18 protein-coding genes and 4 tRNA genes are annotated in these 21,137 nt (G+C 69.1%); 5 read left to right on the top strand and 17 right to left on the bottom strand.

The annotated features are described in order from the left end of the window. Positions 1-49: 49 nt before the first annotated feature. From AC07BS_RS22590 to AC07BS_RS22630, 9 genes are all read right to left on the bottom strand, one after another. The gene (locus AC07BS_RS22590; RefSeq protein ID WP_478647122.1) at positions 50-3,949 is read right to left on the bottom strand and encodes a DNA-directed RNA polymerase subunit beta'; all 3,900 of its coding nucleotides are present in this window, start codon (positions 3,947-3,949) and stop codon (positions 50-52) included. A gap of 121 nt (positions 3,950-4,070) precedes the next feature. Beyond that, positions 4,071-7,553, bottom strand: a complete 3,483-nt coding sequence (rpoB, locus tag AC07BS_RS22595; RefSeq protein WP_478647124.1) for a DNA-directed RNA polymerase subunit beta — start codon at positions 7,551-7,553, stop codon at positions 4,071-4,073. 626 nt (positions 7,554-8,179) lie between these two features. Then, positions 8,180-8,566, bottom strand: a complete 387-nt coding sequence (gene rplL, locus AC07BS_RS22600) for a 50S ribosomal protein L7/L12 (RefSeq protein WP_126914720.1) — start codon at positions 8,564-8,566, stop codon at positions 8,180-8,182. 113 nt (positions 8,567-8,679) lie between these two features. Beyond that, the gene (rplJ, locus tag AC07BS_RS22605; protein ID WP_478647126.1) at positions 8,680-9,210 is read right to left on the bottom strand and encodes a 50S ribosomal protein L10; all 531 of its coding nucleotides are present in this window, start codon (positions 9,208-9,210) and stop codon (positions 8,680-8,682) included. 361 nt (positions 9,211-9,571) lie between these two features. Then, the gene (gene rplA / locus AC07BS_RS22610) at positions 9,572-10,288 is read right to left on the bottom strand and encodes a 50S ribosomal protein L1 (protein WP_478647128.1); all 717 of its coding nucleotides are present in this window, start codon (positions 10,286-10,288) and stop codon (positions 9,572-9,574) included. Positions 10,289-10,368: 80 nt separating this feature from the next. Next, complete coding sequence (gene rplK, locus AC07BS_RS22615) at positions 10,369-10,803, bottom strand: 50S ribosomal protein L11 (protein ID WP_336413079.1); 435 nt, start codon at positions 10,801-10,803, stop codon at positions 10,369-10,371. 152 nt (positions 10,804-10,955) lie between these two features. After that, the gene (gene nusG, locus AC07BS_RS22620) at positions 10,956-11,819 is read right to left on the bottom strand and encodes a transcription termination/antitermination protein NusG (RefSeq protein WP_478647130.1); all 864 of its coding nucleotides are present in this window, start codon (positions 11,817-11,819) and stop codon (positions 10,956-10,958) included. Between the two features lie 83 nt (positions 11,820-11,902). Next, complete coding sequence (gene secE, locus AC07BS_RS22625) at positions 11,903-12,193, bottom strand: preprotein translocase subunit SecE (protein WP_086567320.1); 291 nt, start codon at positions 12,191-12,193, stop codon at positions 11,903-11,905. A gap of 109 nt (positions 12,194-12,302) precedes the next feature. After that, positions 12,303-12,375: transfer RNA gene (locus tag AC07BS_RS22630), tRNA-Trp, on the bottom strand. Positions 12,376-12,644: 269 nt separating this feature from the next. On the opposite strand from AC07BS_RS22630, the gene AC07BS_RS22635 reads away from it, so the two are divergent. Continuing rightward, on the top strand, positions 12,645-13,883 hold the full coding sequence (locus AC07BS_RS22635) for a pyridoxal phosphate-dependent aminotransferase (protein WP_478647133.1): 1,239 nt from the start codon (positions 12,645-12,647) through the stop codon (positions 13,881-13,883). A gap of 132 nt (positions 13,884-14,015) precedes the next feature. Beyond that, a complete protein-coding gene (locus AC07BS_RS22640; protein WP_478647134.1) occupies positions 14,016-15,056 on the top strand; it encodes an adenosine deaminase in 1,041 nt (346 codons plus the stop codon). A gap of 3 nt (positions 15,057-15,059) precedes the next feature. Here AC07BS_RS22640 and AC07BS_RS22645 read toward each other — a convergent pair whose 3' ends face one another. The 6 genes from AC07BS_RS22645 to AC07BS_RS22670 form a co-directional block, all read right to left on the bottom strand. Next, a complete protein-coding gene (locus tag AC07BS_RS22645) occupies positions 15,060-16,121 on the bottom strand; it encodes a UDP-N-acetylmuramate dehydrogenase (RefSeq protein ID WP_478647136.1) in 1,062 nt (353 codons plus the stop codon). Positions 16,122-16,178: 57 nt separating this feature from the next. Continuing rightward, entirely contained in the window at positions 16,179-16,613 is a 435-nt protein-coding gene (locus tag AC07BS_RS22650) for a MaoC family dehydratase (protein WP_478647138.1), read from the bottom strand. Continuing rightward, positions 16,613-17,065: an FAS1-like dehydratase domain-containing protein gene (locus tag AC07BS_RS22655; protein WP_478647140.1), complete on the bottom strand. Its 453-nt coding sequence runs from the start codon at positions 17,063-17,065 to the stop codon at positions 16,613-16,615. The genes AC07BS_RS22650 and AC07BS_RS22655 overlap by 1 nt, the downstream gene beginning before the upstream one ends. Before the next feature lie 99 nt (positions 17,066-17,164). Further along, entirely contained in the window at positions 17,165-17,329 is a 165-nt protein-coding gene (gene rpmG, locus AC07BS_RS22660; RefSeq protein WP_004571794.1) for a 50S ribosomal protein L33, read from the bottom strand. 85 nt (positions 17,330-17,414) lie between these two features. Next, positions 17,415-17,487: transfer RNA gene (locus AC07BS_RS22665), tRNA-Met, on the bottom strand. A gap of 54 nt (positions 17,488-17,541) precedes the next feature. Then, positions 17,542-17,614: transfer RNA gene (locus tag AC07BS_RS22670), tRNA-Thr, on the bottom strand. Between the two features lie 205 nt (positions 17,615-17,819). Between AC07BS_RS22670 and AC07BS_RS22675 the strand changes: the two genes are divergently transcribed. Further along, a complete protein-coding gene (locus AC07BS_RS22675; RefSeq protein WP_478647142.1) occupies positions 17,820-19,082 on the top strand; it encodes an amidohydrolase family protein in 1,263 nt (420 codons plus the stop codon). A gap of 29 nt (positions 19,083-19,111) precedes the next feature. Next, positions 19,112-19,783, top strand: coding sequence for an NAD(P)H-binding protein (locus AC07BS_RS22680; RefSeq protein WP_478647144.1), 672 nt, complete (start codon positions 19,112-19,114; stop codon positions 19,781-19,783). Between the two features lie 57 nt (positions 19,784-19,840). On the opposite strand, the gene AC07BS_RS22685 is transcribed toward AC07BS_RS22680, so the two are convergent. Beyond that, a tRNA-Tyr gene (locus AC07BS_RS22685) sits at positions 19,841-19,922 on the bottom strand. A gap of 190 nt (positions 19,923-20,112) precedes the next feature. Between AC07BS_RS22685 and AC07BS_RS22690 the strand changes: the two genes are divergently transcribed. Continuing rightward, on the top strand, positions 20,113-20,601 hold the full coding sequence (locus AC07BS_RS22690) for a YajQ family cyclic di-GMP-binding protein (RefSeq protein ID WP_478647146.1): 489 nt from the start codon (positions 20,113-20,115) through the stop codon (positions 20,599-20,601). A 99-nt stretch (positions 20,602-20,700) separates the two neighbouring features. On the opposite strand, the gene AC07BS_RS22695 is transcribed toward AC07BS_RS22690, so the two are convergent. After that, positions 20,701-21,093, bottom strand: a complete 393-nt coding sequence (locus AC07BS_RS22695; protein WP_478647148.1) for a YccF domain-containing protein — start codon at positions 21,091-21,093, stop codon at positions 20,701-20,703. Positions 21,094-21,137 lie beyond the last annotated feature (44 nt).

Raw genomic sequence — 21,137 nt, forward strand, 5'->3', positions numbered from 1 at the left:
CCCCCGGAGGGGTGACCGCCCTGTGCGCGATCAACGATCAGCGATCGTCCTACTGGTTGTACGGACCGTAGTCGTAGTCCTCCAGCGGGACGGCCTGGCCGGAGCCGGTGCCGAACGGCGAGTAGTCGATGTCGTCGTAACCGACGGCCGAGTACATCGCGGCCTTGGCCTCCTCGGTGGGCTCCACCCGGATGTTGCGGTAGCGGGACAGACCCGTACCGGCCGGGATGAGCTTACCGATGATGACGTTCTCCTTGAGGCCGATGAGGCTGTCGGACTTGGCGTTGATCGCCGCATCCGTCAGGACTCGGGTCGTCTCCTGGAAGGAGGCGGCCGACAGCCAGGACTCCGTCGCCAGCGAGGCCTTGGTGATACCCATCAGCTGCGGACGGCCGGAGGCCGGGTGGCCACCCTCCGTCACGACCCGACGGTTCTCGGACTCGAAGCGCGAGCGCTCCACGAGCTCGCCCGGCAGCAGCTCCGCGTCGCCGGACTCGATGATCGTCACGCGGCGCAGCATCTGCCGGATGATGATCTCGATGTGCTTGTCGTGGATCGACACACCCTGCGAGTTGTAGACCTTCTGGACCTCGCCGACCAGGTGGACCTGGACGGCGCGCTGGCCGAGGATGCGCAGGACGTCGTGCGGGTTGGTGGCACCCACGGTGAGCTTCTGGCCCACCTCGACGTGCTCGCCCTCGCTGACCAGCAGACGGGCACGCTTCGAGATCGGGAACGCCGTCTCGTCGCTGCCGTCGTCCGGAGTGACGACGATCTTCTTGGTCTTCTCGGTCTCCTCGATACGGACGCGGCCGGCCGCCTCCGAGATCGGGGCGACACCCTTGGGCGTACGGGCCTCGAAGAGCTCGACGACACGGGGCAGACCCTGGGTGATGTCGTCACCGGCCACACCACCGGTGTGGAAGGTACGCATCGTCAGCTGGGTACCGGGCTCACCGATGGACTGGGCGGCGATGATGCCGACCGCCTCACCGATGTCCACCAGCTTGCCGGTCGCCAGCGAGCGGCCGTAGCAGAAGGCACAGGTGCCGACCGCGGACTCACAGGTGAGGACCGAACGGGTCTTGACCGTCTCGACGCCGTGCGCGACCAGCTGGCCGATGAGCACGTCACCGAGGTCGACGTTGGCCGGCGCGATGACCTTGCCGTCGACGACGACGTCCTCGGCCAGCATGCGGGCGTAGACGCTGGTCTCGACGTCGTCCGTCTTGCGCAGGACGCCGTCCTCGCCGCGGACGGCGATCGCCAGCTTGAGGCCACGGTCGGTGCCGCAGTCCTCCTCGCGGATGATCACGTCCTGGGAGACGTCGACCAGACGACGGGTGAGGTAACCCGAGTCGGCGGTACGGAGGGCGGTGTCCGCGAGACCCTTACGGGCACCGTGGGTGGAGATGAAGTACTCCAGCACGGAGAGACCCTCACGGAACGACGCCTTAATGGGTCGCGGAATGGTCTCGTTCTTCGCGTTCGACACCAGACCACGCATACCGGCGATCTGTCGCATCTGCATCATGTTTCCTCGGGCACCCGAGTCAACCATCATGAAGATGGGGTTCGTCTTGGGGAAGTTCGCGTTCATCGCCTCGGCGACCTCGTTGGTCGCCTTGGTCCAGATCGCGATGAGCTCCTGCGTGCGCTCGTCCTTGGTGATCAGACCGCGCTCGTACTGCTTCTGGACCTTCTCGTCCTGCGCCTCGTAGCCCTTGACGATCTCCTTCTTCGCCTCGGGAACGACGACGTCGGAGATGGCCACGGTGACGCCGGAACGGGTCGCCCAGTGGAAGCCGGCCGCCTTCAGGTTGTCGAGCGTCGCCGCCACGATGACCTTGGGGTAGCGCTCGGCCAGGTCGTTGACGATCTCGGAGAGCTGCTTCTTGCCCACCGAGTAGTCGACGAACGGGTAGTCCTCGGGCAGCAGCTCGTTGAAGAGCGCGCGGCCCAGGGTGGTGCGCAGACGGAACGAGTCACCCTGCTGCCACTCCGGCTCGCCCTCCTCGGCGACCGGGGGAACCCAGCCGCGCGGGGGAACGGTGCCGATCGGGAAGCGGATGTCGACCTTCGCCTGGAGCGAGAGCTCACGGGCGTCGAACGCCATGATCGCCTCGGCGACCGAGCCGAAGGACCGGCCCTCACCGATGACCTTGCGCTCCTCCTCGTCGGTGGTGAGGAAGAACAGACCGAGCACCATGTCCTGGGTCGGCATGGTGACCGGACGGCCGTCGGCCGGCTTGAGGATGTTGTTCGAGGACAGCATCAGGATGCGGGCCTCGGCCTGCGCCTCCGCGGAGAGCGGCAGGTGGACGGCCATCTGGTCACCGTCGAAGTCCGCGTTGAACGCGGTGCAGACGAGCGGGTGGATCTGGATGGCCTTGCCCTCGACCAGCTGCGGCTCGAAGGCCTGGATGCCGAGGCGGTGCAGCGTGGGCGCACGGTTCAGCAGCACCGGGTGCTCGGCGATGACCTCTTCGAGGACGTCGTACACCACGGTGCGGCCGCGCTCGACCATGCGCTTGGCCGACTTGATGTTCTGCGCGTGGTTCAGGTCGACCAGGCGCTTCATCACGAACGGCTTGAAGAGCTCCAGCGCCATGGCCTTGGGCAGACCGCACTGGTGCAGCTTCAGCTGCGGACCGACGACGATGACGGAACGGGCCGAGTAGTCGACACGCTTACCGAGCAGGTTCTGACGGAATCGACCCTGCTTACCCTTCAGCATGTCGCTGAGGGACTTCAGCGGACGGTTGCCGGGGCCCGTGACCGGGCGACCACGACGGCCGTTGTCGAAGAGGGCGTCGACCGCCTCCTGGAGCATCCGCTTCTCGTTGTTCACGATGATCTCGGGGGCACCGAGGTCGAGCAGACGCTTCAGACGGTTGTTGCGGTTGATCACACGGCGGTACAGGTCGTTCAGGTCGGAGGTCGCGAAGCGGCCACCGTCCAGCTGCACCATCGGACGCAGGTCCGGCGGGATCACGGGGATGCAGTCCAGCACCATGCCGCTGGGGCTGTTGCGGGTCTGCAGGAAGGCGGAGACGACCTTGAGGCGCTTGAGCGCACGGGTCTTCTTCTGGCCCTTGCCGGTGCGGATGATCTCGCGGAGGCGCTCGGCCTCCTCGTCGAGGTCGAAGGACTCCAGGCGCTTCTGCAGCGCGGCGGCGCCCATCGCACCCATGAAGTAGGTGCCGAAGCGGTCGCGCAGCTCGCGGTAGAGCAGCTCGTCGCCCTCGAGGTCCTGGACCTTGAGGTTCTTGAAGCGGCTCCACACCTCGTCGAGGCGGTCGATCTCGCGCTGCGCGCGGTCGCGCAGCTGCTTCATCTCGCGCTCGGCACCCTCGCGCACCTTGCGGCGCACGTCGGCCTTGGCGCCCTCGGCCTCCAGCTCGGCCAGGTCGGACTCGAGCTTCTTGGCGCGGGCCTCGAGGTCGGCGTCACGGCGCTGCTCGATCTGCTGACGCTCGACGGAGACGTGGGCCTCCAGCGAGGGCAGGTCGCGCGTACGGCGCTCCTCGTCCACCCACGTGATCATGTAGGCGGCGAAGTAGATGACCTTCTCGAGGTCCTTCGGGGCGAGGTCGAGCAGGTAGCCCAGACGCGACGGGACGCCCTTGAAGTACCAGATGTGGGTGACGGGGGCGGCGAGCTCGATGTGGCCCATCCGCTCACGGCGCACCTTGGCGCGCGTGACCTCGACGCCACAGCGCTCACAGATGATGCCCTTGAAGCGGACACGCTTGTACTTGCCGCAGTAGCACTCCCAGTCCCGGGTGGGGCCGAAGATCTTCTCGCAGAAGAGCCCGTCCTTTTCCGGCTTCAGGGTGCGGTAGTTGATGGTCTCCGGCTTCTTGACCTCGCCGTGGGACCAGGTTCGGATGTCGTCCGCGGTCGCCAGGCCGATCCGCAGCTCGTCGAAGAAGTTGACGTCGAGCACTTGTCGTCAATCCCTCTTTCAGGGTTCGTGCCCTCTCGCGCTAGCGAGGTATGGGCTCTACATCAGTGGTCTGGGGGTCCGGGGACGGTCGGGGCCTCTTACGAGGCCCCGACCAGACCCGTCAGACCTCTTCGACGCTGCTCGGCTCGCGCCGGGACAGGTCGATACCGAGCTCCTCCGCCGCGCGGAAGACGTCCTCGTCGGTGTCCCGCATCTCGATGGACATGCCGTCCGAGGACAGCACCTCCACGTTGAGGCAGAGGGACTGCATCTCCTTGATGAGCACCTTGAAGGACTCGGGGATGCCGGGCTCGGGGATGTTCTCGCCCTTGACGATCGCCTCGTAGACCTTCACTCGGCCGGTGACGTCGTCGGACTTGATGGTCAGGAGCTCCTGGAGGGCGTACGCGGCGCCGTAAGCCTCCAGCGCCCACACCTCCATCTCACCGAAGCGCTGGCCACCGAACTGAGCCTTACCACCCAGCGGCTGCTGGGTGATCATGGAGTACGGACCGGTCGAACGGGCGTGCAGCTTGTCGTCGACCAGGTGGTGCAGCTTGAGGATGTACATGTACCCGACCGAGATCGGGTCCGGGAACGGCTCGCCGGAGCGGCCGTCGAACATCCGGGCCTTGCCGGACGGGAGCACCAGGCGCTCGCCGTCGCGGTTGGGGATCGTGGACTCGAAGAGACCGGCGATCTCGTCCTCGCGGGCGCCGTCGAAGACCGGGGTCGCGACGTTGGTGCCCGGCGCGACGTCGTCGGCGCCGATCGCCTGGAGGCGCTTCATCCAGTCCTCGTCGCCCTCGACCTTCCAGCCGCGGCTGGCGAGCCAGCCGAGGTGGATCTCGAGGACCTGTCCCGGGTTCATTCGGGACGGGACACCGAGCGGGTTGAGGATGATGTCGACCGGGGTGCCGTCCTCGAGGAACGGCATGTCCTCCACGGGGAGGATCTTGGAGATGACACCCTTGTTGCCGTGACGGCCGGCGAGCTTGTCACCGTCGGTGATCTTGCGCTTCTGCGCCACGTAGACGCGGACCAGCTGGTTCACGCCCGGGGGCAGCTCGTCGCCCTCTTCGCGGTCGAAGACGCGGACGCCGATGACCTTGCCGATCTCACCGTGGGGCACCTTCAGGGAGGTGTCACGGACCTCGCGGGCCTTCTCACCGAAGATCGCGCGGAGCAGGCGCTCCTCCGGGGTCAGCTCGGTCTCACCCTTCGGGGTGACCTTGCCGACCAGGATGTCGCCGGCGACGACCTCGGCACCGATGCGGATGATGCCGCGCTCGTCGAGGTCGGCGAGGACCTCCTCGGAGACGTTCGGGATGTCCCGGGTGATCTCCTCGGGGCCCAGCTTGGTGTCACGGGCGTCGACCTCGTGCTCCTCGATGTGGATCGAGGAGAGGACGTCGTCCTGGACGAGGCGCTGCGACAGGATGATCGCGTCCTCGTAGTTGTGGCCCTCCCACGGCATGAACGCCACGAGGAGGTTCTTGCCGAGCGCCATCTCGCCCTCGTCCGTGGACGGACCGTCGGCGAGCACCTGGCCGGCCACCACGCGGGTACCCTCGTCCACGACGACCTTCTGGTTGAAGGACGTGCCCTGGTTGGAGCGGGAGAACTTGGCGACCCGGTAGGTGTTGTACGTGCCGTCGTCGTTGGCCACCGTCACGTAGTCGGCGGAGACCTCCTGGACGACACCGTCCTTCTCGGCCTTGATGACGTCGCCGGCGTCGACCGCGCAGCGGTACTCCATGCCGGTGCCGACCAGCGGCGCCTCGGCCTTGATCAGCGGGACGGCCTGGCGCATCATGTTCGATCCCATGAGCGCGCGGTTGGCGTCGTCGTGCTCGAGGAACGGGATCATGGCGGTCGCGACCGACACCATCTGGCGCGGCGAGACGTCCATGTAGTCGACCTCGTCCGGCGCGATGTAGTCGATCTCGCCACCACGGCGGCGGACCAGCACACGGGCCTCGGCGAAGCGCATGTCGTCACCCAGGGCGGCGTTCGCCTGGGCGATGACGAAGCGGTCCTCCTCGTCGGCGGTCAGGTAGTGCACCTCGTCGGTGACCTGGCCTTCGACGACCTTGCGGTACGGGGTCTCGACGAAACCGAACGCGTTGACGCGACCGTAGGAGGCGAGCGAGCCGATCAGACCGATGTTCGGGCCTTCGGGCGTCTCGATCGGGCACATACGGCCGTAGTGCGACGGGTGGACGTCTCGGACCTCGAAGCCGGCCCGCTCACGGGAGAGACCGCCCGGACCCAGCGCCGACAGACGACGCTTGTGGGTCAGACCCGACAGCGGGTTGGTCTGGTCCATGAACTGGGACAGCTGGCTGGTGCCGAAGAACTCCTTGATGGAGGCGACGACCGGCCGGATGTTGATCAGGGTCTGCGGCGTGATCGCCTCGACGTCCTGGGTGGTCATCCGCTCGCGGACGACGCGCTCCATACGAGCCAGACCGGTACGGACCTGGTTCTGGATGAGCTCGCCGACGTTGCGCAGACGACGGTTGCCGAAGTGGTCGATGTCGTCGGTCTCGACGACGATGTCCGTGCCGTTCTCACCGACGGTCTCGACCTCGCCGGCGTGCAGCTTCACCAGGTACTTGATCGTCGCGATGACGTCGTCGACCGTGAGCACACCGGCGTCGAGCGGGGCGTCCGCGCCCAGCTTCTTGTTGACCTTGTAGCGGCCGACCTTCGCGAGGTCGTAGCGCTTCGGGTTGAAGTAGAGGTTCTCGAGCAGCGTCTGCGCGGCCTCACGGGTCGGCGGCTCGCCCGGACGCAGCTTGCGGTAGATGTCGAGCAGCGCGTCGTCCTGGCCCTGGGTGTGGTCCTTCTCCAGGGTGGCGCGCATGGACTCGTACTCGCCGAACTCCTCGAGGATCTGCTCGGTGGTCCAGCCGAGAGCCTTCAGGAGGACGGTGACGGACTGCTTGCGCTTACGGTCGATGCGGACGCCGACCATGTCACGCTTGTCGACCTCCATCTCCAGCCAGGCACCCCGGGACGGGATGATCTTGGCCGTGAAGATGTCCTTGTCGGACGTCTTGTCGATGGAGGAGTCGAAGTAGACACCCGGCGAACGGACCAGCTGCGAGACGACGACACGCTCGGTGCCGTTGATGCAGAAGGTTCCCTTCGGCGTCATGAGCGGGAAGTCGCCCATGAAGACCGTCTGGGACTTGATCTCACCGGTCTCGTTGTTGGTGAACTCGGCGGTGACGAAGAGCGGGGCCGCGTACGTGAAGTCGCGCTCCTTGCACTCGTCGATCGAGTTCTTCGGGGGCTCGAAGCGGTGGTCACGGAAAGTCAGGGACATCGACCCGCTGAAGTCCTCGATCGGGGAGATCTCCTCGAAGATCTCCTCCAGACCGGACTTGGTGGGGACGTCCTGACCACTTTCCAGCGCAGCCTCGACGCGAGCCTTCCAGGCGGCATTGCCGAGCAGCCAGTCGAAGCTCTCGGTCTGCAGCGCGAGGAGGTTCGGAACCTCGAGAGGCTCCTTGATCTTCGCAAAGGAGATGCGCAGCGGGGCGGTGCTGGCGCCGTTGTTCGTATTGGCGGTCGAGGCGTTGCGCGAGGCGGCCAAGAGGGGGTCCTTCCGAGGGCTCGGACTCACTACGCGCGTACCGGCCCCACTCCGTACAAAGGAGAGAAATCCCAGCTCAGGGGGTTTCCATCAGCTGTGCTCGGAAGTGGGCATGCCCCTGGTGACGGGCAGGGAGCAGCTAACAGGCAGCGCAAAGGGTCAGTGTAGCCACTTGGCCCACTGATGTCCAGAGCGGATTTCCGGAGACCGGTGCGATACCAATCTCTCCCTCCGGGATCCTCTGTTGTTCCTCATCGCCTGGCGCCCGCCCGACGCATGTCATGCGCGTCGAACGCATGACGATACTTCCCTCTCCGCCCTCGATCCATGCCTCGGACGGAGGACCGATGTGGCGGCGCGTCCTGGACGCGTCCTGAGAATCGCGCGCGGCGTGCCGTTCGTCAAGGCCCCTCGGCCCCGGCGGCCTCCTGTGACGGCCGCACGGACCGCCGCCGGGCGGTCCCCCGGCGGACGCGGCCACGACAGGACAACGAAGATCACCATACTCGTCCGCGCGGGCTGGTGCGCGCATCCGTCCCGGGAACGCCCAAGGGCGACCACCCGCATGGGTGATCGCCCTTAGGTTACTGACTCGCGTCAGTGAAGAGTCGTACGACTCCGTGGGGTCACTTGACCTCGACGGAGGCGCCGGCGCCCTTGAGGGCCTCGGCGGCCTTCTCCGCGGCGTCCTTGGCGACCTTCTCGAGGACCGGCTTCGGGGTGCCGTCGACGAGGTCCTTGGCCTCCTTCAGACCCAGGGAGGTCAGCTCACGCACGACCTTGATGACCTGGATCTTCTTGTCACCGGCGGCGGTGAGGATGACGTCGAACTCGTCCTTCTCCTCGACCTCGGCGGCAGCGGCGCCACCGGCGGCACCGGCAACGACGACCGGCGCGGCGGCGGCGGCGGTGACGTCGAACTTCTCCTCGAAGGCGCTGACGAACGCGGCCAGCTCGATGAGGGTCATCTCCTCGAACTGCGCGAGCAGCTCGTCCTGGGTGAGCTTCGCCATGGTGGCGGGTCCTTCCACTAAATCGGCAGGTGCCGGATGTACATGTAGGCGGGCTGACGGCCCGCTGCGATCAGTGCCGCAGGGATGCGGCACCGATCAATGCGCGAGCCGAATTACTCGGCACCGCCCTGCTCGGCCTGCTTGGCGCGCAGCGCGTCCACGGTGCGGACGAGCTTCGTCGGCAGCGCCTGGAAGAGCGAGGCAGCCTGGGACTGCTTGCCCTTCATGGCACCGGCCAGCTTGCTGAGCAGAACCTCGCGGGACTCGAGGTCCGCAAGCTTCTTGATCTCATCGGCGGACAGCGCCTTGCCATCAAGGACACCGCCCTTGATGATCAGGTTGGGGTTCTCCTTGGCGAAGTCACGAAGACCCTTCGCCGACTCCACCGGGTCACCGGTGACGAAGGCGACAGCCGTCGGACCAGCGAAGAGCTCGTCCTCCAGCGTGAACCCGGCCTCATTGGCCGCGATCTTGGTCAGCGTGTTCTTCACCACGGCGTACTGCGCGTTCTCACCGAGCGAACGGCGCAGCGTCTTGAGCTGCGCCACGGTGAGACCGCGGTACTCGGTCAGCACAGCGGCGTTGGAGCTGCGGAACTTGTCCGTCAGCTCGGCAACCGCGGCGGCCTTGGCGGACGTCGCCATGAGCCTCGGCCTCCTTCCGGGTGATTCGGACCGCTTAGGCGCGAGAAGGGGGCTTGGGCAAAACGAAACGCCCCGGCGCAGGCGCTCGGGGCGTGACTCGACCGTGCGGACGCAATTTCCTTACGCCCTGACGGGAGTGCAACCTCAAATCAACCTGCGCAGGTCGCCCGCAGCTAGCGGATCCTTCGGCCACCACGCCTCCGGATGGAGACACGGCAACGACCAGCGGTCTTTGGCTTCCTGAGGAGATTACGCGATGGGTGTGTATGGATGCAAATCGAGCCGGGCCCCGCACCTTCGAAAGAGGTGCGGGGCCCGGCCCGTGCTGCTCAGAGCGCCACTACGCGCCCGCGAGTCCGTCTCAGACGGTCTCGTCCTCCACCAGGAGGTTGCGGGTGCGGTTCGGGTCCAGGGCGATGCCGGGGCCCATCGTGGTGGCCAGGGTCGCCTTCTTGATGTAGCGGCCCTTGGCGGCGGACGGCTTGAGGCGGGTGATCTCCTCGAGCGCCGCGGCGTAGTTCTCCACCAGCTTGGCCTCGTCGAAGGAGACCTTGCCGATGATGAAGTGGAGGTTCGAGTGCTTGTCCACTCGGAACTCGATCTTGCCGCCCTTGATCTCGGTCACGGCCTTGGCCGTGTCCGGGGTGACCGTGCCGGTCTTCGGGTTCGGCATCAGACCACGCGGACCGAGCACGCGGCCCAGGCGGCCGACCTTGCCCATGAGGTCCGGGGTGGCGACGACGGCGTCGAAGTCCAGACGGCCCTTGGCGACCTCGTCGATCAGCTCGTCGGCACCGACGATGTCGGCGCCGGCGGCACGCGCGGCCTCGGCACGGTCGCCGGTCGCGAAGACCAGGACCCGGGCGGTCTTACCGGTGCCGTGCGGAAGGTTCACGGTGCCGCGGACCATCTGGTCGGCCTTGCGCGGGTCGACACCCAGACGCATGGCGACCTCGACGGTCGCGTCGAACTTGACGGAGGTGGTGGCCTTCGCCAGACGGACGGCCTCGAGCGGGGCGTACAGACGCTCCCGGTCGACCTTCGCGTCCGCGTTGCGAAGAGTCTTGCTGCGCTTCACTGAAACTCCTCAGTGGTGATTGGAGTCGTGGTGCGGGCCGCGCCGGCCCTCCCACGGGGGTGCTACAGGGGGGGTGGAGGTCAGCCCTCGACCGTGACGCCCATGGACCGGGCGGTGCCGGCGATGATCTTCGCCGCGGCGTCCAGGTCGTTGGCGTTGAGGTCGGGCATCTTGGTGGTGGCGATCTCGCGGACCTGCGCCTCGGTGATCTTGGCGACCTTGGTCTTGTGCGGCTCGCCGGAGCCCTTGTCCACACCCGCGGCCTTGAGGATCAGCTTCGCGGCCGGCGGAGTCTTGGTCACGAAGGTGAAGGAACGGTCCTCGTAGACCGTGATCTCCACCGGCACGACCATGCCACGCTGCGACTCGGTCGCGGCGTTGTAGGCCTTGCAGAACTCCATGATGTTGACGCCGTGCTGGCCCAGCGCGGGGCCGACCGGCGGAGCCGGGTTCGCGGCACCGGCGCTGATCTGGAGCTTGATAAGCCCCGTGACCTTCTTCTTCTTGGGAGGCATTGCTCTCTCCGGGTCCTAGTGAGAGTTTTTTTGCCTGCGACACACTGCTCGCAGGCATACCGCACCACGATAACGGGTAACGCGGCCGGACCAAAAACCGAGAGGTCGGACCGGCTGTGGAGCCGGTCCGACCTCTGCGGAAGCTGTGTGGATCAGTTCTTCTGGATCTGGTCGAAGCTGAGCTCGACCGGGGTCTCGCGACCGAAGATCTCGACGAGGCCCTTGACCTTCTTCGAGTCGGCGTTGATCTCGTTGATCGTCGCCTGGAGGGTGGCGAACGGACCGTCCGTGACGGTGACCGAGTCGCCCACCTCGAAGTCCAGGACCTGGACCTCGACCTTGCGGCTGGGGACCGGGCGGCCCTCGGCCTCGGCGGCCTCCTTGGCGGCCTTCGCCTCGGCCTCGGGGGCGAGCATCTTGACGATCTCGTCCAGGGTCAGCGGGTACGGGTCGTAGGCGTTGCCCACGAAGCCGGTGACACCGGGCGTGTTGCGGACGACGCCCCAGGACTCGTTCGTCAGGTCCATGCGCACCAGGACGTAGCCGGGCAGCTTGTTCTGGCGGACGGTGCGGCGGTCGCCGTTCTTGATCTGGACGACCTCTTCCTGCGGCACCTCGGCCTGGAAGATGTAGTCCTCGACGTTCAGCGAGACGGCGCGCTGCTCGAGGTTGGTCTTCACGCGGTTCTCGTAACCGGCGTAGGTGTGGATGACGTACCACTCGCCGGGCAGGCCGCGGAGCTCGTCGCGGAGGGCGGCGACCGGGTCGACCGGAGCGGCCTCCTCGGCCTCCTCCTCGTCCTCGGCGACGTCCTCGTCGGACTCCACGCTCAGCGCGGCCTCCTCGGCGGGCTCGCCGGCGGCGGCGTCCTCGGCGGCCGGCTCGTCGGCGTTGTCGGCGTTCTCGACGATCTCCTGCGCCGTGTCGTCGCCCTCGACCTCGGCCGAGACAGCCTCGTCAACGTTGGCCTCAGCCGCGACGGGCTCGGCGGCGTCGTTCAGGTTCGGGTCAGACACGTGGCTGCTTCTTCCTGGCTTCAAGGGGTGGAACGAGCGAAGAGGCGGCTCTCGGGGAGGGCCGCCTGACGCGCGGGGCCGGCTCAGCCGAAGACGTACTTGACGGCCTGCTCGAACCCATAGTCAATCACGGTCACCAGACCAATGACGATGACAACGAAGACGATCACCACGGTGGTGTACGTCGACAGCTGGCTCCGAGTGGGCCAGACGACCTTGCGGAGCTCGGCTACTACCTGACGGTAAAAGAGCGCGAGGCGGCCCAGAGGGCCCTTCTTCCCGCGCTTCCCGCCACGGCGGCCCTTCTTGGCGGCCACCTCGTCCTCGGGACGACCGCTCTCAGGCGTCGCGGTGGAGCCAAGGGCTTCCGTCACTACGTCCTCACCTGAATCCGGGTCGTGGCCGTGCCGCGCCCGGTTTGAGCCGCACGGCGGTGCATTTCAGTGCGTACGCATGCACGCACCCTGGTGACGATGCGTGTAGCAGGGCCGAAGGGACTTGAACCCCCAACCGCTGGTTTTGGAGACCAGTGCTCTACCAATTGAGCTACGACCCTTTGTGGTTCCCCCCAACGTACCGCATCCACCCGGAAGCACGGTGTGCACGGAGCACGGTGTGCATGCCTGGAGCGGAATCCGCTGCGAGGGGCCAACGACGCATGAGTGTACGTGGTCCTGGCCCTGACGTCGAACAGCCGGGGCGCGGCGGCCCGCCGGGACCTCCCGCGGGGCGAAGCGGAACTACCGCCACCGGGCCGGGCGGCCACCCCGGTCACCCTGTGAAACCCGTGTGCCCGCCGTCCCCGGGGTCTGGGACGATGCCCCCATGAGCGACGCCACTCCTCCCGTCCAGTCGTCCCCCACCGAGCGCCGGGTGTCGGCCCGCATCGGTGCGATCTCCGAGTCGGCCACCCTCGCCGTGGACGCCAAGGCCAAGGCCCTCAAGGCCGCCGGGCGCCCGGTGATCGGCTTCGGCGCCGGCGAGCCCGACTTCCCCACGCCCGGCTACATCGTCGACGCCGCCGTCGAGGCCTGCCGCGACCCGCGCTACCACCGCTACACCCCGGCCGGCGGCCTCCCCGAGCTCAAGGCCGCCATCGCCGCGAAGACGCTGCGCGACTCCGGCTACGAGGTCGAGGCCTCCCAGGTGCTCGTCACCAACGGTGGCAAGCAGGCCATCTACGAGGCCTTCGCCGCGATCCTCGACCCGGGCGACGAGGTCATCGTCCCGGCCCCGTACTGGACCACCTACCCCGAGTCGATCCGCCTCGCGGGCGGTGTGCCGGTGGACGTCGTGGCCGACGAGACCACGGGCTACCGGGTGTCGGTCGAGCAGCTGGAGGCCGCGCGCACGGAGCGCACCAAGGTGCTGCTCTTCGTGTCCCCCTCCAACCCCACCGGCGCGGTCTACTCCCGCGCCCAGGTCGAGGAGATCGGCCGCTGGGCCGCCGAGCACGGGCTGTGGGTGCTGACGGACGAGATCTACGAGCACCTGGTCTACGGCGACGCGGAGTTCTCGTCGCTGCCGGTCGTGGTGCCGGAGCTGCGCGACAAGTGCGTCGTCGTCAACGGTGTCGCCAAGACGTACGCGATGACCGGCTGGCGCGTGGGCTGGATCATCGGCCCGAAGGACGTCGTGAAGGCCGCGACCAACCTCCAGTCGCACGCCACGTCGAACGTCTCCAACGTCGCCCAGGTCGCGGCGCTGGCCGCCGTCTCCGGCGACCTGACGGCCGTCGAGGAGATGAAGGTCGCCTTCGACCGCCGCCGCCGGAAGATCGTCGCGATGCTCAACGAGATCGAGGGCGTCTTCTGCCCCGAGCCCGAGGGCGCGTTCTACGCCTACCCGTCGGTCAAGGAGCTGCTCGGCAAGGAGATCCGCGGCAAGCGTCCGCGGACCTCGGTGGAGCTGGCCGCGCTGATCCTGGACGAGGCCGAGGTCGCCGTGGTCCCGGGCGAGGCCTTCGGCACGCCGGGCTACCTGCGCCTGTCGTACGCGCTGGGCGACGAGGACCTCGTCGAGGGCGTCTCGCGCATCCAGAAGCTGCTGGCGGAGGCCAAGTAGTCACCGGCACGCCCACGTGCTGAATCGCGGGGTTCCGGCCGGTGCGGCCGGAACCCCGCATTCGCTTTCGATTCACTCCCCGATCAGGGAACACGCCTTCCGATCGCTGTCCCCATGAGGCAGGATCGGGCAATGGAACGCTCGCGTGATCTCCGTCTGCTGCCCAAGGCCCATCTGCACCTGCACTTCACCGGGTCCATGCGCCCCGCCACGCTGCTGGAGCTCGCCGACAAGTACGGCGTGCACCTGCCCGAGGCCCTCAAGGGCGGCGAGCCGCCGAAGCTGCGGGCGACGGACGAGCGCGGCTGGTTCCGCTTCCAGCGGCTGTACGACATCGCGCGCTCCTGCCTGCGGTCCGAGGAGGACATCCGGCGGCTGGTCCGCGAGGCCGCCGAGGAGGACGTCAGGGACGGCTCCGGGTGGCTGGAGATCCAGGTCGACCCCACCTCGTACGCGCCCCGCCTGGGCGGTCTGATCCCGGCCCTGGAGATCATCCTCGACGCGGTGGAGGAGGCGTCGAAGGAGACCGGTCTGGGGATGCGGGTGCTGGTCGCCGCGAACCGGATGAAGCACCCGCTGGACGCCCGGACGCTGGCCCGGCTCGCCGTGCGCTACGCCGACCGGGGCGTCGTCGGCTTCGGCCTCTCCAACGACGAGCGGCGCGGGCTCGCCCGCGACTTCGACCGTGCCTTCGAGATCGCCCGGGAGGGCGGTCTGCTGGCCGCCCCGCACGGCGGCGAGCTGACGGGCCCGAGCAGCGTCCGGGACTGCCTGGACGACCTCCACGCGGCCCGCGTCGGGCACGGCGTACGCGCCGCCGAGGACCCGCGCCTGCTGCGGAAGCTCGCGGACCGGGGCGTGACGTGCGAGGTGTGCCCGTCGTCGAACGTCGCCCTGGGCGTCTACGACAAGCCGGGCGACGTCCCGCTGCGGACGCTGTGGGACGCGGGCGTGCCGATAGCGCTGGGCGCGGACGACCCCCTGCTGTTCGGCTCCCGGCTGGCGGCCCAGTACGAGCTGGCCCGCGAACACCACGGCTTCACGGACCCGGAGCTGGCGGAACTGGCGCGGCAGTCGGTCCGGGGGTCGGCGGCCCCGCCGGACGTCCGGGCCCGGCTCCTGGCCGGGGTGGACGCGTGGCTGGCCGCGCCTCCCGGCCCGGCCGGCGATTGAGACCTAGAGGCTGACGCCCACCGTCACCGGCTCGTTCACCAGCGTGACTCCGAAGGCCTCGTGGACCCCGTCACGGACCTCGCGGGCCAGCGCCAGGAGGTCCTCGGTCGTGGCCTCGCCCCGGTTCGTCAGCGCCAGCGTGTGCTTGGTGGAGATGCGGGCCCTGCCCTCGCCGTAGCCCTTGGTGAAGCCGGCCCGGTCGATCAGCCAGGCGGCCGAGGTCTTGACCAGGCCGTCCCCGGCCGGGAAGGCCGGCGGCGCCACGTCCGGGCCGAGCCGCTCGGCGACGCGGGTCAGGAAGGCGGTGTGCTCGGCCGCGGTGAGGACGGGGTTGGTGAAGAAGGAGCCCGCGGACCAGGTGTCGTGGTCCTCGGCGTCGAGGACCATGCCCTTGCCGGCCCGGAGCCTGAGGACCGTCTCCCGGGCGTGGGCGACGGGCACCCGGTCGCCGGCCTCCACACCGAGGGTGCGGGCGGTCTCGGGGTACTTCAGCGGGGCGGAGAGACCGCCGGCGTCCTCCAGCTCGAAGCGGACGCGCAGGACGACGTAGCGGTCGGGGTCCTGCTTGAAGCGGCTGTGCCGGTAGGAGAAGTCGCACTCGGCGTTGGGGACGACCACCGTCTCGCCGGCCCTGCGGTCGTAGGCGACGACCTCTGTGATCGTGGCGGAGACGTCCTGGCCGTACGCGCCGACGTTCTGGATGGGCGTGGCGCCGGCGGAGCCGGGGATGCCGGCCATGCACTCGATGCCGGCCAGTCCGGCCGCGACGGTGCGGGCGACGGCGTCGGACCAGTTCTCGCCGGCGGCGAGCTCCAGGCGGGTGCCGTCGAGCTCGAAGCCGGTGGTGGCGATGCGCAGGGCGGTGCCCTCGAAGCCCTTGTCGGAGATGACCAGGTTGCTTCCGCCGCCGATGATCAGCAGCGGGGTGCCGGCCTCGTCGGCCTCGCGCACCGCGGCGATCACCTCGGCGTCGGTGACGGCCGTGATCAGCCGGGTCGCCGGGCCGCCGAGGCGGAAGGTGGTCAGGGGGGCGAGGGGGGCGTCGTGTCGTTCCTGCACGCGCACCAGGGTACGGGTGCGGCGCCCCCGCCCGGCCACCGGCGGGAGGGGGCGCCCGTCACGTCAGGCGAGGCGGACGACCGCGCGGGACATGCCGAGGACCTTGCGGCCCTCGTTCATCGCCACCAGGTCGACGCGGACCGTGCGGGCCTCGTCGTCGAGCTTGGCCGCGACCTTGCCGCTGACCTCGATGACCGCGCCCTTGTCGTCGTCGGGGACGACGACCGGCTTGGTGAACCGCACGCCGTACTCGACGACGGCCGCCGGGTCGCCGGCCCAGTCGGTGACCACGCGGATCGCCTCGGCCATGGTGAACATGCCGTGGGCGATCACGTCGGGGAGGCCGACCTCCTTGGCGAACCGCTCGTTCCAGTGGATCGGGTTGAAGTCGCCGGAGGCACCCGCGTAGCGCACCAGGGTGGCGCGGTCGACGGGGAAGGAGCCGGCGGGGAGCTCGGTGCCGACCTCGACGTCGTCGTAGGAAACCTTGGCCGTCATCACGCCTCCTCGGGGCCGCGGGCCACCAGCGTCGTGTGGGCGGTCACCACGTGCTCGCCGTCCGCGTCGTGGACCTCGCCGCGGACCGACAGGACGTCGTTGCCCGCGAGCGACTTGATCGACTCGATCGTGGAGGTGACCGTCAGCCGGTCACCGGCGCGGACCGGGCGGCTGTAGACGAACTTCTGGTCTCCGTGCACCACGCGGGAGTAGTCCAGGCCCAGCTGGGGGTCACGGATGACCTGTCCGGCGGCCTTGAACGTGATGGCGAACACAAAAGTCGGCGGGGCGATCACATCCGGGTGACCGAACGTGGCTGCCGCCTCGGCGTCGGTGTAGACCGGATTGGCATCGCCGACGGCCTCGGCGAATTCGCGGATCTTCTCCCGGCCGACCTCATAGGGGTCGGTGGCCGGGTAGGTCCGTCCGACGAAGGACTGGTCGAGCGCCATTGGCTCGGCACCTCCTGATGGACTGGTTTCTTCCGGGGGGCGAATACACCATGAGGCCGCCCCCAGCATGTGGGGACGGCCTCATGGTCGAGACTTGCGTCAGCGCGTTTCGCGGTGCGCCGTGTGGGCGTTGCAGCGCGGGCAGTGCTTCTTCATCTCAAGTCGGTCCGGGTCATTACGCCGGTTCTTCTTGGTGATGTAGTTCCGCTCCTTGCACTCCACGCAGGCCAGCGTGATCTTCGGGCGGACGTCGGTGGCAGCCACGTGAGTGCTCCTTGACGGATGGACGGATTCAACGCAGAAAAGAGTAGCCGATCGGAGGACCGACCCCACAATCGGCTACTGTGTGTAGCGGCGACCGGACTTGAACCGGTGACACAGCGATTATGAGCCGCTTGCTCTACCGACTGAGCTACGCCGCTTTGATGCGGGAGGAACCTCCCCGCCCGAAGGCGGGGAGCAACCTCTTACACCAGAGCCCCAAAACGGAATCGAACCGTTGACCTTCTCCTTACCATGGAGACGCTCTGCCGACTGAGCTATTGGGGCGAGCGAGGAAGACATTACACGGTCTCCGGCCGAAGGTGAAATCCGTATCCGGCCGCCCCCGCCAGGCGCTTCTCCCGGGTACCCGCTCCGGCCCCGAGGACCACACCAGTACGACTATTCGTCGCCTGCTCGAACCGGCCCACCGGGCGGCCTACGCTCGGACCGCCGCGTGATCATGCCCGCCCCGGCAGACCGGAGGATCGCGATGCCCGACAGTCAGCCGCAGCCCGCCAGGAGCCCGGACGGCGACGCCGCCGACCCCCGGTCCGGCGACGGGCCACTGGTGCTCAGCGGCGCCCGGCTCGCCGACGGCCGGATCGTGGACGTCCGGCTGAGCGGCGGCCGGATCGAGGCCGTCGGCACGGCCGGCAGCCTCGCCCCCGGGCCCCGCGTGGACCTCGGCGGCTACGTCCTGCTGCCCGCCCCCGCCGAACCGCACGCCCACTACGACACCGCGCTCACCGCCGACCTGGGCGGGCCGGTCCCCTGCTCCGCCGAGGACGTCCAGCGCCGGGCCACCGAGGCCGCGCTGCTCCAGCTGGGCCACGGCGTCACCGCGGTGCGCTCCCACGTACGCATCGGCGACGTGCAGGAACTCCGCTCGCTCCAGGCCGTCCTGGCGGCCCGTCGGGCGCTGCGCGGGCTCACCGAGCTCACCGCCGTCGCGGTGCCCCGGCTGCTGACCGGCGCCGCCGGGGCCGACGGCCTGGCCATGCTGCGGGACGCCGTGAAGATGGGCGCCACCGTCGTCGGCGGCTGCCCCGACCTCGACCCGGACCCGACGGGCTACGCCGAGGCCGTGCTGGAGGTCGCGGCCGAGCACGGCTGCGCCGTCGACCTCCACACGGACGGCGCCGACCCGGCCCGGCTGGCCCGGCTGGCCGCCATGGCGGGCGGTCTGCGGCCGGGGGTGGCCATCGGCCCCTGCGGGGGCCTGGGGCGGCTCCCGTACGACCAGGCGGCCCTGGCGGCCCAGCAGCTGGCCGCGGCGGGCGTGACGGTCGTCTGCCTGCCCCAGGGCGACTGCGGCGGCCTGGGGGCCGCCAGGGGCCCCTGGGGCGTCCCCGTGCGGCTGCTGCGGGCCGCCGGCGTCCGGGTGACGGCGGGCAGCGGGGCGCTGCGCGACGCGGCCAACCCGGTGGGCCGGGGGGACCCCCTGGAGGCGGCCTTCCTGCTGGCCTCGCGCGGCGAGCTGAGCCCGGAGCGGGCGTACGAGTCCGTGAGCGGGCACGCCCGGGAGGCGCTGGGGCTGCCGGAGGTGCGGGTGGAGGCGGGCTTCCCGGCCGAGCTGCTGGCGGTGCGGGGCGGCGGGGTCGCCGGGGCGCTCTCCCTGGGCTACAGCCGGCTCGTGGTCCACCGGGGCCGGGTGGTGGCCCGGACGAGCGCGGTGCGGGAGTACGGCGACGTCCAGGCCACGGTGGCGCTCGATCTGCCCCGCCAGTCGCCACGCGGCTCGGATCCGGCCTAGGGCGAGGGGGCGGGGCGTACGGTCGGATCATGCGCATTGTCATCGCTGGAGGACACGGTCGGATCGCGCTGCGGCTGGAGCGGTTGCTCGCCGCGCGCGGCGACGAGGTGGCGGGCGTGATCCGCCGCCCGGGGCAGGCGGGGGATCTGCTGGCGGCGGGCGCCGAGCCCGTCGTGTGCGACCTGGAGACGGCGTCCGTCGCGGATGTCGCCCGGCACCTTCAGGGCGCGGACGCCGCCGTCTTCGCCGCCGGGGCGGGGCCCGGCAGCGGCGCCGCCCGGAAGGAGACCGTCGACCGGGCGGCCGCGGTCCTCTTCGCCGACGCGGCGGAGGCCGCCGGGGTGCGGCGGTACGTCGTGGTCTCGTCCATGGGCGCCGGGCAGGAGCCCCCGGAGGGCACCGATCCGGTCTTCGCCGCCTATCTGCGCGCCAAGGGCGCCGCCGACGCGGACATCACCTCCCGGCCCGGCCTGGACTGGACGATCCTGCGCCCGGGCACGCTGACGGACGAGCCCGGGACCGGCCTGGTGACCCTCTCGGCGGGCCGCACCGGCCGGGGCGGGGTGGCGCGGGACGACGTGGCGGCGGTGCTGGCGGCCCTGCTGGACGAGGACGAGCGGGGCTCCGTGGGCCTGACGCTGGAGCTGATCGCCGGGGACACGCCGGTGACGGAGGCGGTGAAGGCCCTGGGCACGGCCTGAGACGGGCCGGAGAACGAAAGAAGCCCCTGATCCTCGCAGATCAGGGGCCTCGTTCCGTGGCGGCGCCAGGATTCGAACCTGGGTAGGCTAAGCCGACGGATTTACAGTCCGCTCCCATTGGCCACTCGGGCACACCGCCATGGTGTTCGCCTCGGTCGCTCTTTCGAGCCGCTCCGGGGCAACGACGTAAACCATACCCGATGACCTGGGGTGGTCCGCCACTCGGTTCACAGCGCCTGGATCACGGCTCGGGTGACTAGGCTGGCCACGCGGCCCCGTCACGGGTCCGCGACCCCCTGATGGATCTACGTACGAGGAGCCAACTCAATATGGCCGACTCCAGTTTCGACATCGTCTCGAAGGTCGAGCGGCAGGAGGTCGACAACGCGCTGAACCAGGCCGCCAAGGAGATCGCCACGCGCTACGACTTCAAGGGCGTCGGGGCCTCGATCGCCTGGTCGGGCGAGAAGATCGAGATGCGGGCCAACTCCGAGGAGCGGGTCAACGCGGTTCTCGACATCTTCCAGTCCAAGCTGATCAAGCGCGGCATCTCCCTGAAGTCCCTGGACGCCGGCGAGCCCCAGGCCTCCGGCAAGGAGTACAAGCTCTTCGCGTCGATCGTGGAGGGCATCTCCCAGGAGAACGCCAAGAAGGTCGCGAAGATCATCCGCGACGAGGGCCCCAAGGGCGTCAAGGCCCAGGTCCAGGGCGAGGAGCTGCGCGTCTCCTCCAAGAGCCGCGACGACCTCCAGGCCATCATCGCCCTGCTGAAGGGCAAGGACCTGGACTTCGCCCTCCAGTTCGTCAACTACCGGTAGGCACACGCCGGAAGCCGGGCCGGAACGCCGGCGAGGGCGCGCCGGGACGGGGCCGCACGGGCCCCCTCCCGGCGCGCCCTCGCGCGTACCCGGCCGGCCTCAGCGCGTCGCGAACGGCCGGTCCGTCGGGACGATTTCACGGCCCAGCGGCATCAGCGAGATCGGGATGAGCTTGAAGTTCGCGATGCCCAGCGGGATTCCGATGATCGTCACGCACAGGGCGATGCCGGTGAAGATGTGGCCGAGCGCCAGCCACCAGCCCGCGAAGACGATCCAGATGATGTTGCCGAGCAGCGATCCGGCGCCCGCGTCCCGCCGCTCCACCGTCGTCCGTCCGAAAGGCCACAGGGCGTAGCCGGCGATCCGGAACGACGCGATCCCGAACGGGATGGTGACGATGAGCACGCAGCAGATCAGGCCCGCCACGACATAGCCGAGCGCCATCCAGAATCCGCAGAGGATCAACCAGATCAGATTCAGGATCAACCTCATGTACCTCAGCCTCCCACGCGAGCGGTTCTCCAACCACAGAGACC

The organism is Streptomyces sp. NPDC044063 (assembly GCF_056434285.1).

Bases quoted from the DNA above. Each gene is read 5' to 3' on its own strand.
- rplL (WP_126914720.1), bottom strand. From the start codon at position 8,566: ATGGCGAAGCTCACCCAGGACGAGCTGCTCGCGCAGTTCGAGGAGATG.
- rplJ (WP_478647126.1), bottom strand. From the start codon at position 9,210: ATGGCGACGTCCGCCAAGGCCGCCGCGGTTGCCGAGCTGACGGACAAG.
- rplK (WP_336413079.1), bottom strand. From the start codon at position 10,803: ATGCCTCCCAAGAAGAAGAAGGTCACGGGGCTTATCAAGCTCCAGATC.
- AC07BS_RS22635 (WP_478647133.1), top strand. From the start codon at position 12,645: ATGAGCGACGCCACTCCTCCCGTCCAGTCGTCCCCCACCGAGCGCCGG.
- AC07BS_RS22640 (WP_478647134.1), top strand. From the start codon at position 14,016: ATGGAACGCTCGCGTGATCTCCGTCTGCTGCCCAAGGCCCATCTGCAC.
- AC07BS_RS22650 (WP_478647138.1), bottom strand. From the start codon at position 16,613: ATGACGGCCAAGGTTTCCTACGACGACGTCGAGGTCGGCACCGAGCTC.
- AC07BS_RS22655 (WP_478647140.1), bottom strand. From the start codon at position 17,065: ATGGCGCTCGACCAGTCCTTCGTCGGACGGACCTACCCGGCCACCGAC.
- AC07BS_RS22675 (WP_478647142.1), top strand. From the start codon at position 17,820: ATGCCCGACAGTCAGCCGCAGCCCGCCAGGAGCCCGGACGGCGACGCC.
- AC07BS_RS22680 (WP_478647144.1), top strand. From the start codon at position 19,112: ATGCGCATTGTCATCGCTGGAGGACACGGTCGGATCGCGCTGCGGCTG.
- AC07BS_RS22690 (WP_478647146.1), top strand. From the start codon at position 20,113: ATGGCCGACTCCAGTTTCGACATCGTCTCGAAGGTCGAGCGGCAGGAG.
- AC07BS_RS22695 (WP_478647148.1), bottom strand. From the start codon at position 21,093: ATGAGGTTGATCCTGAATCTGATCTGGTTGATCCTCTGCGGATTCTGG.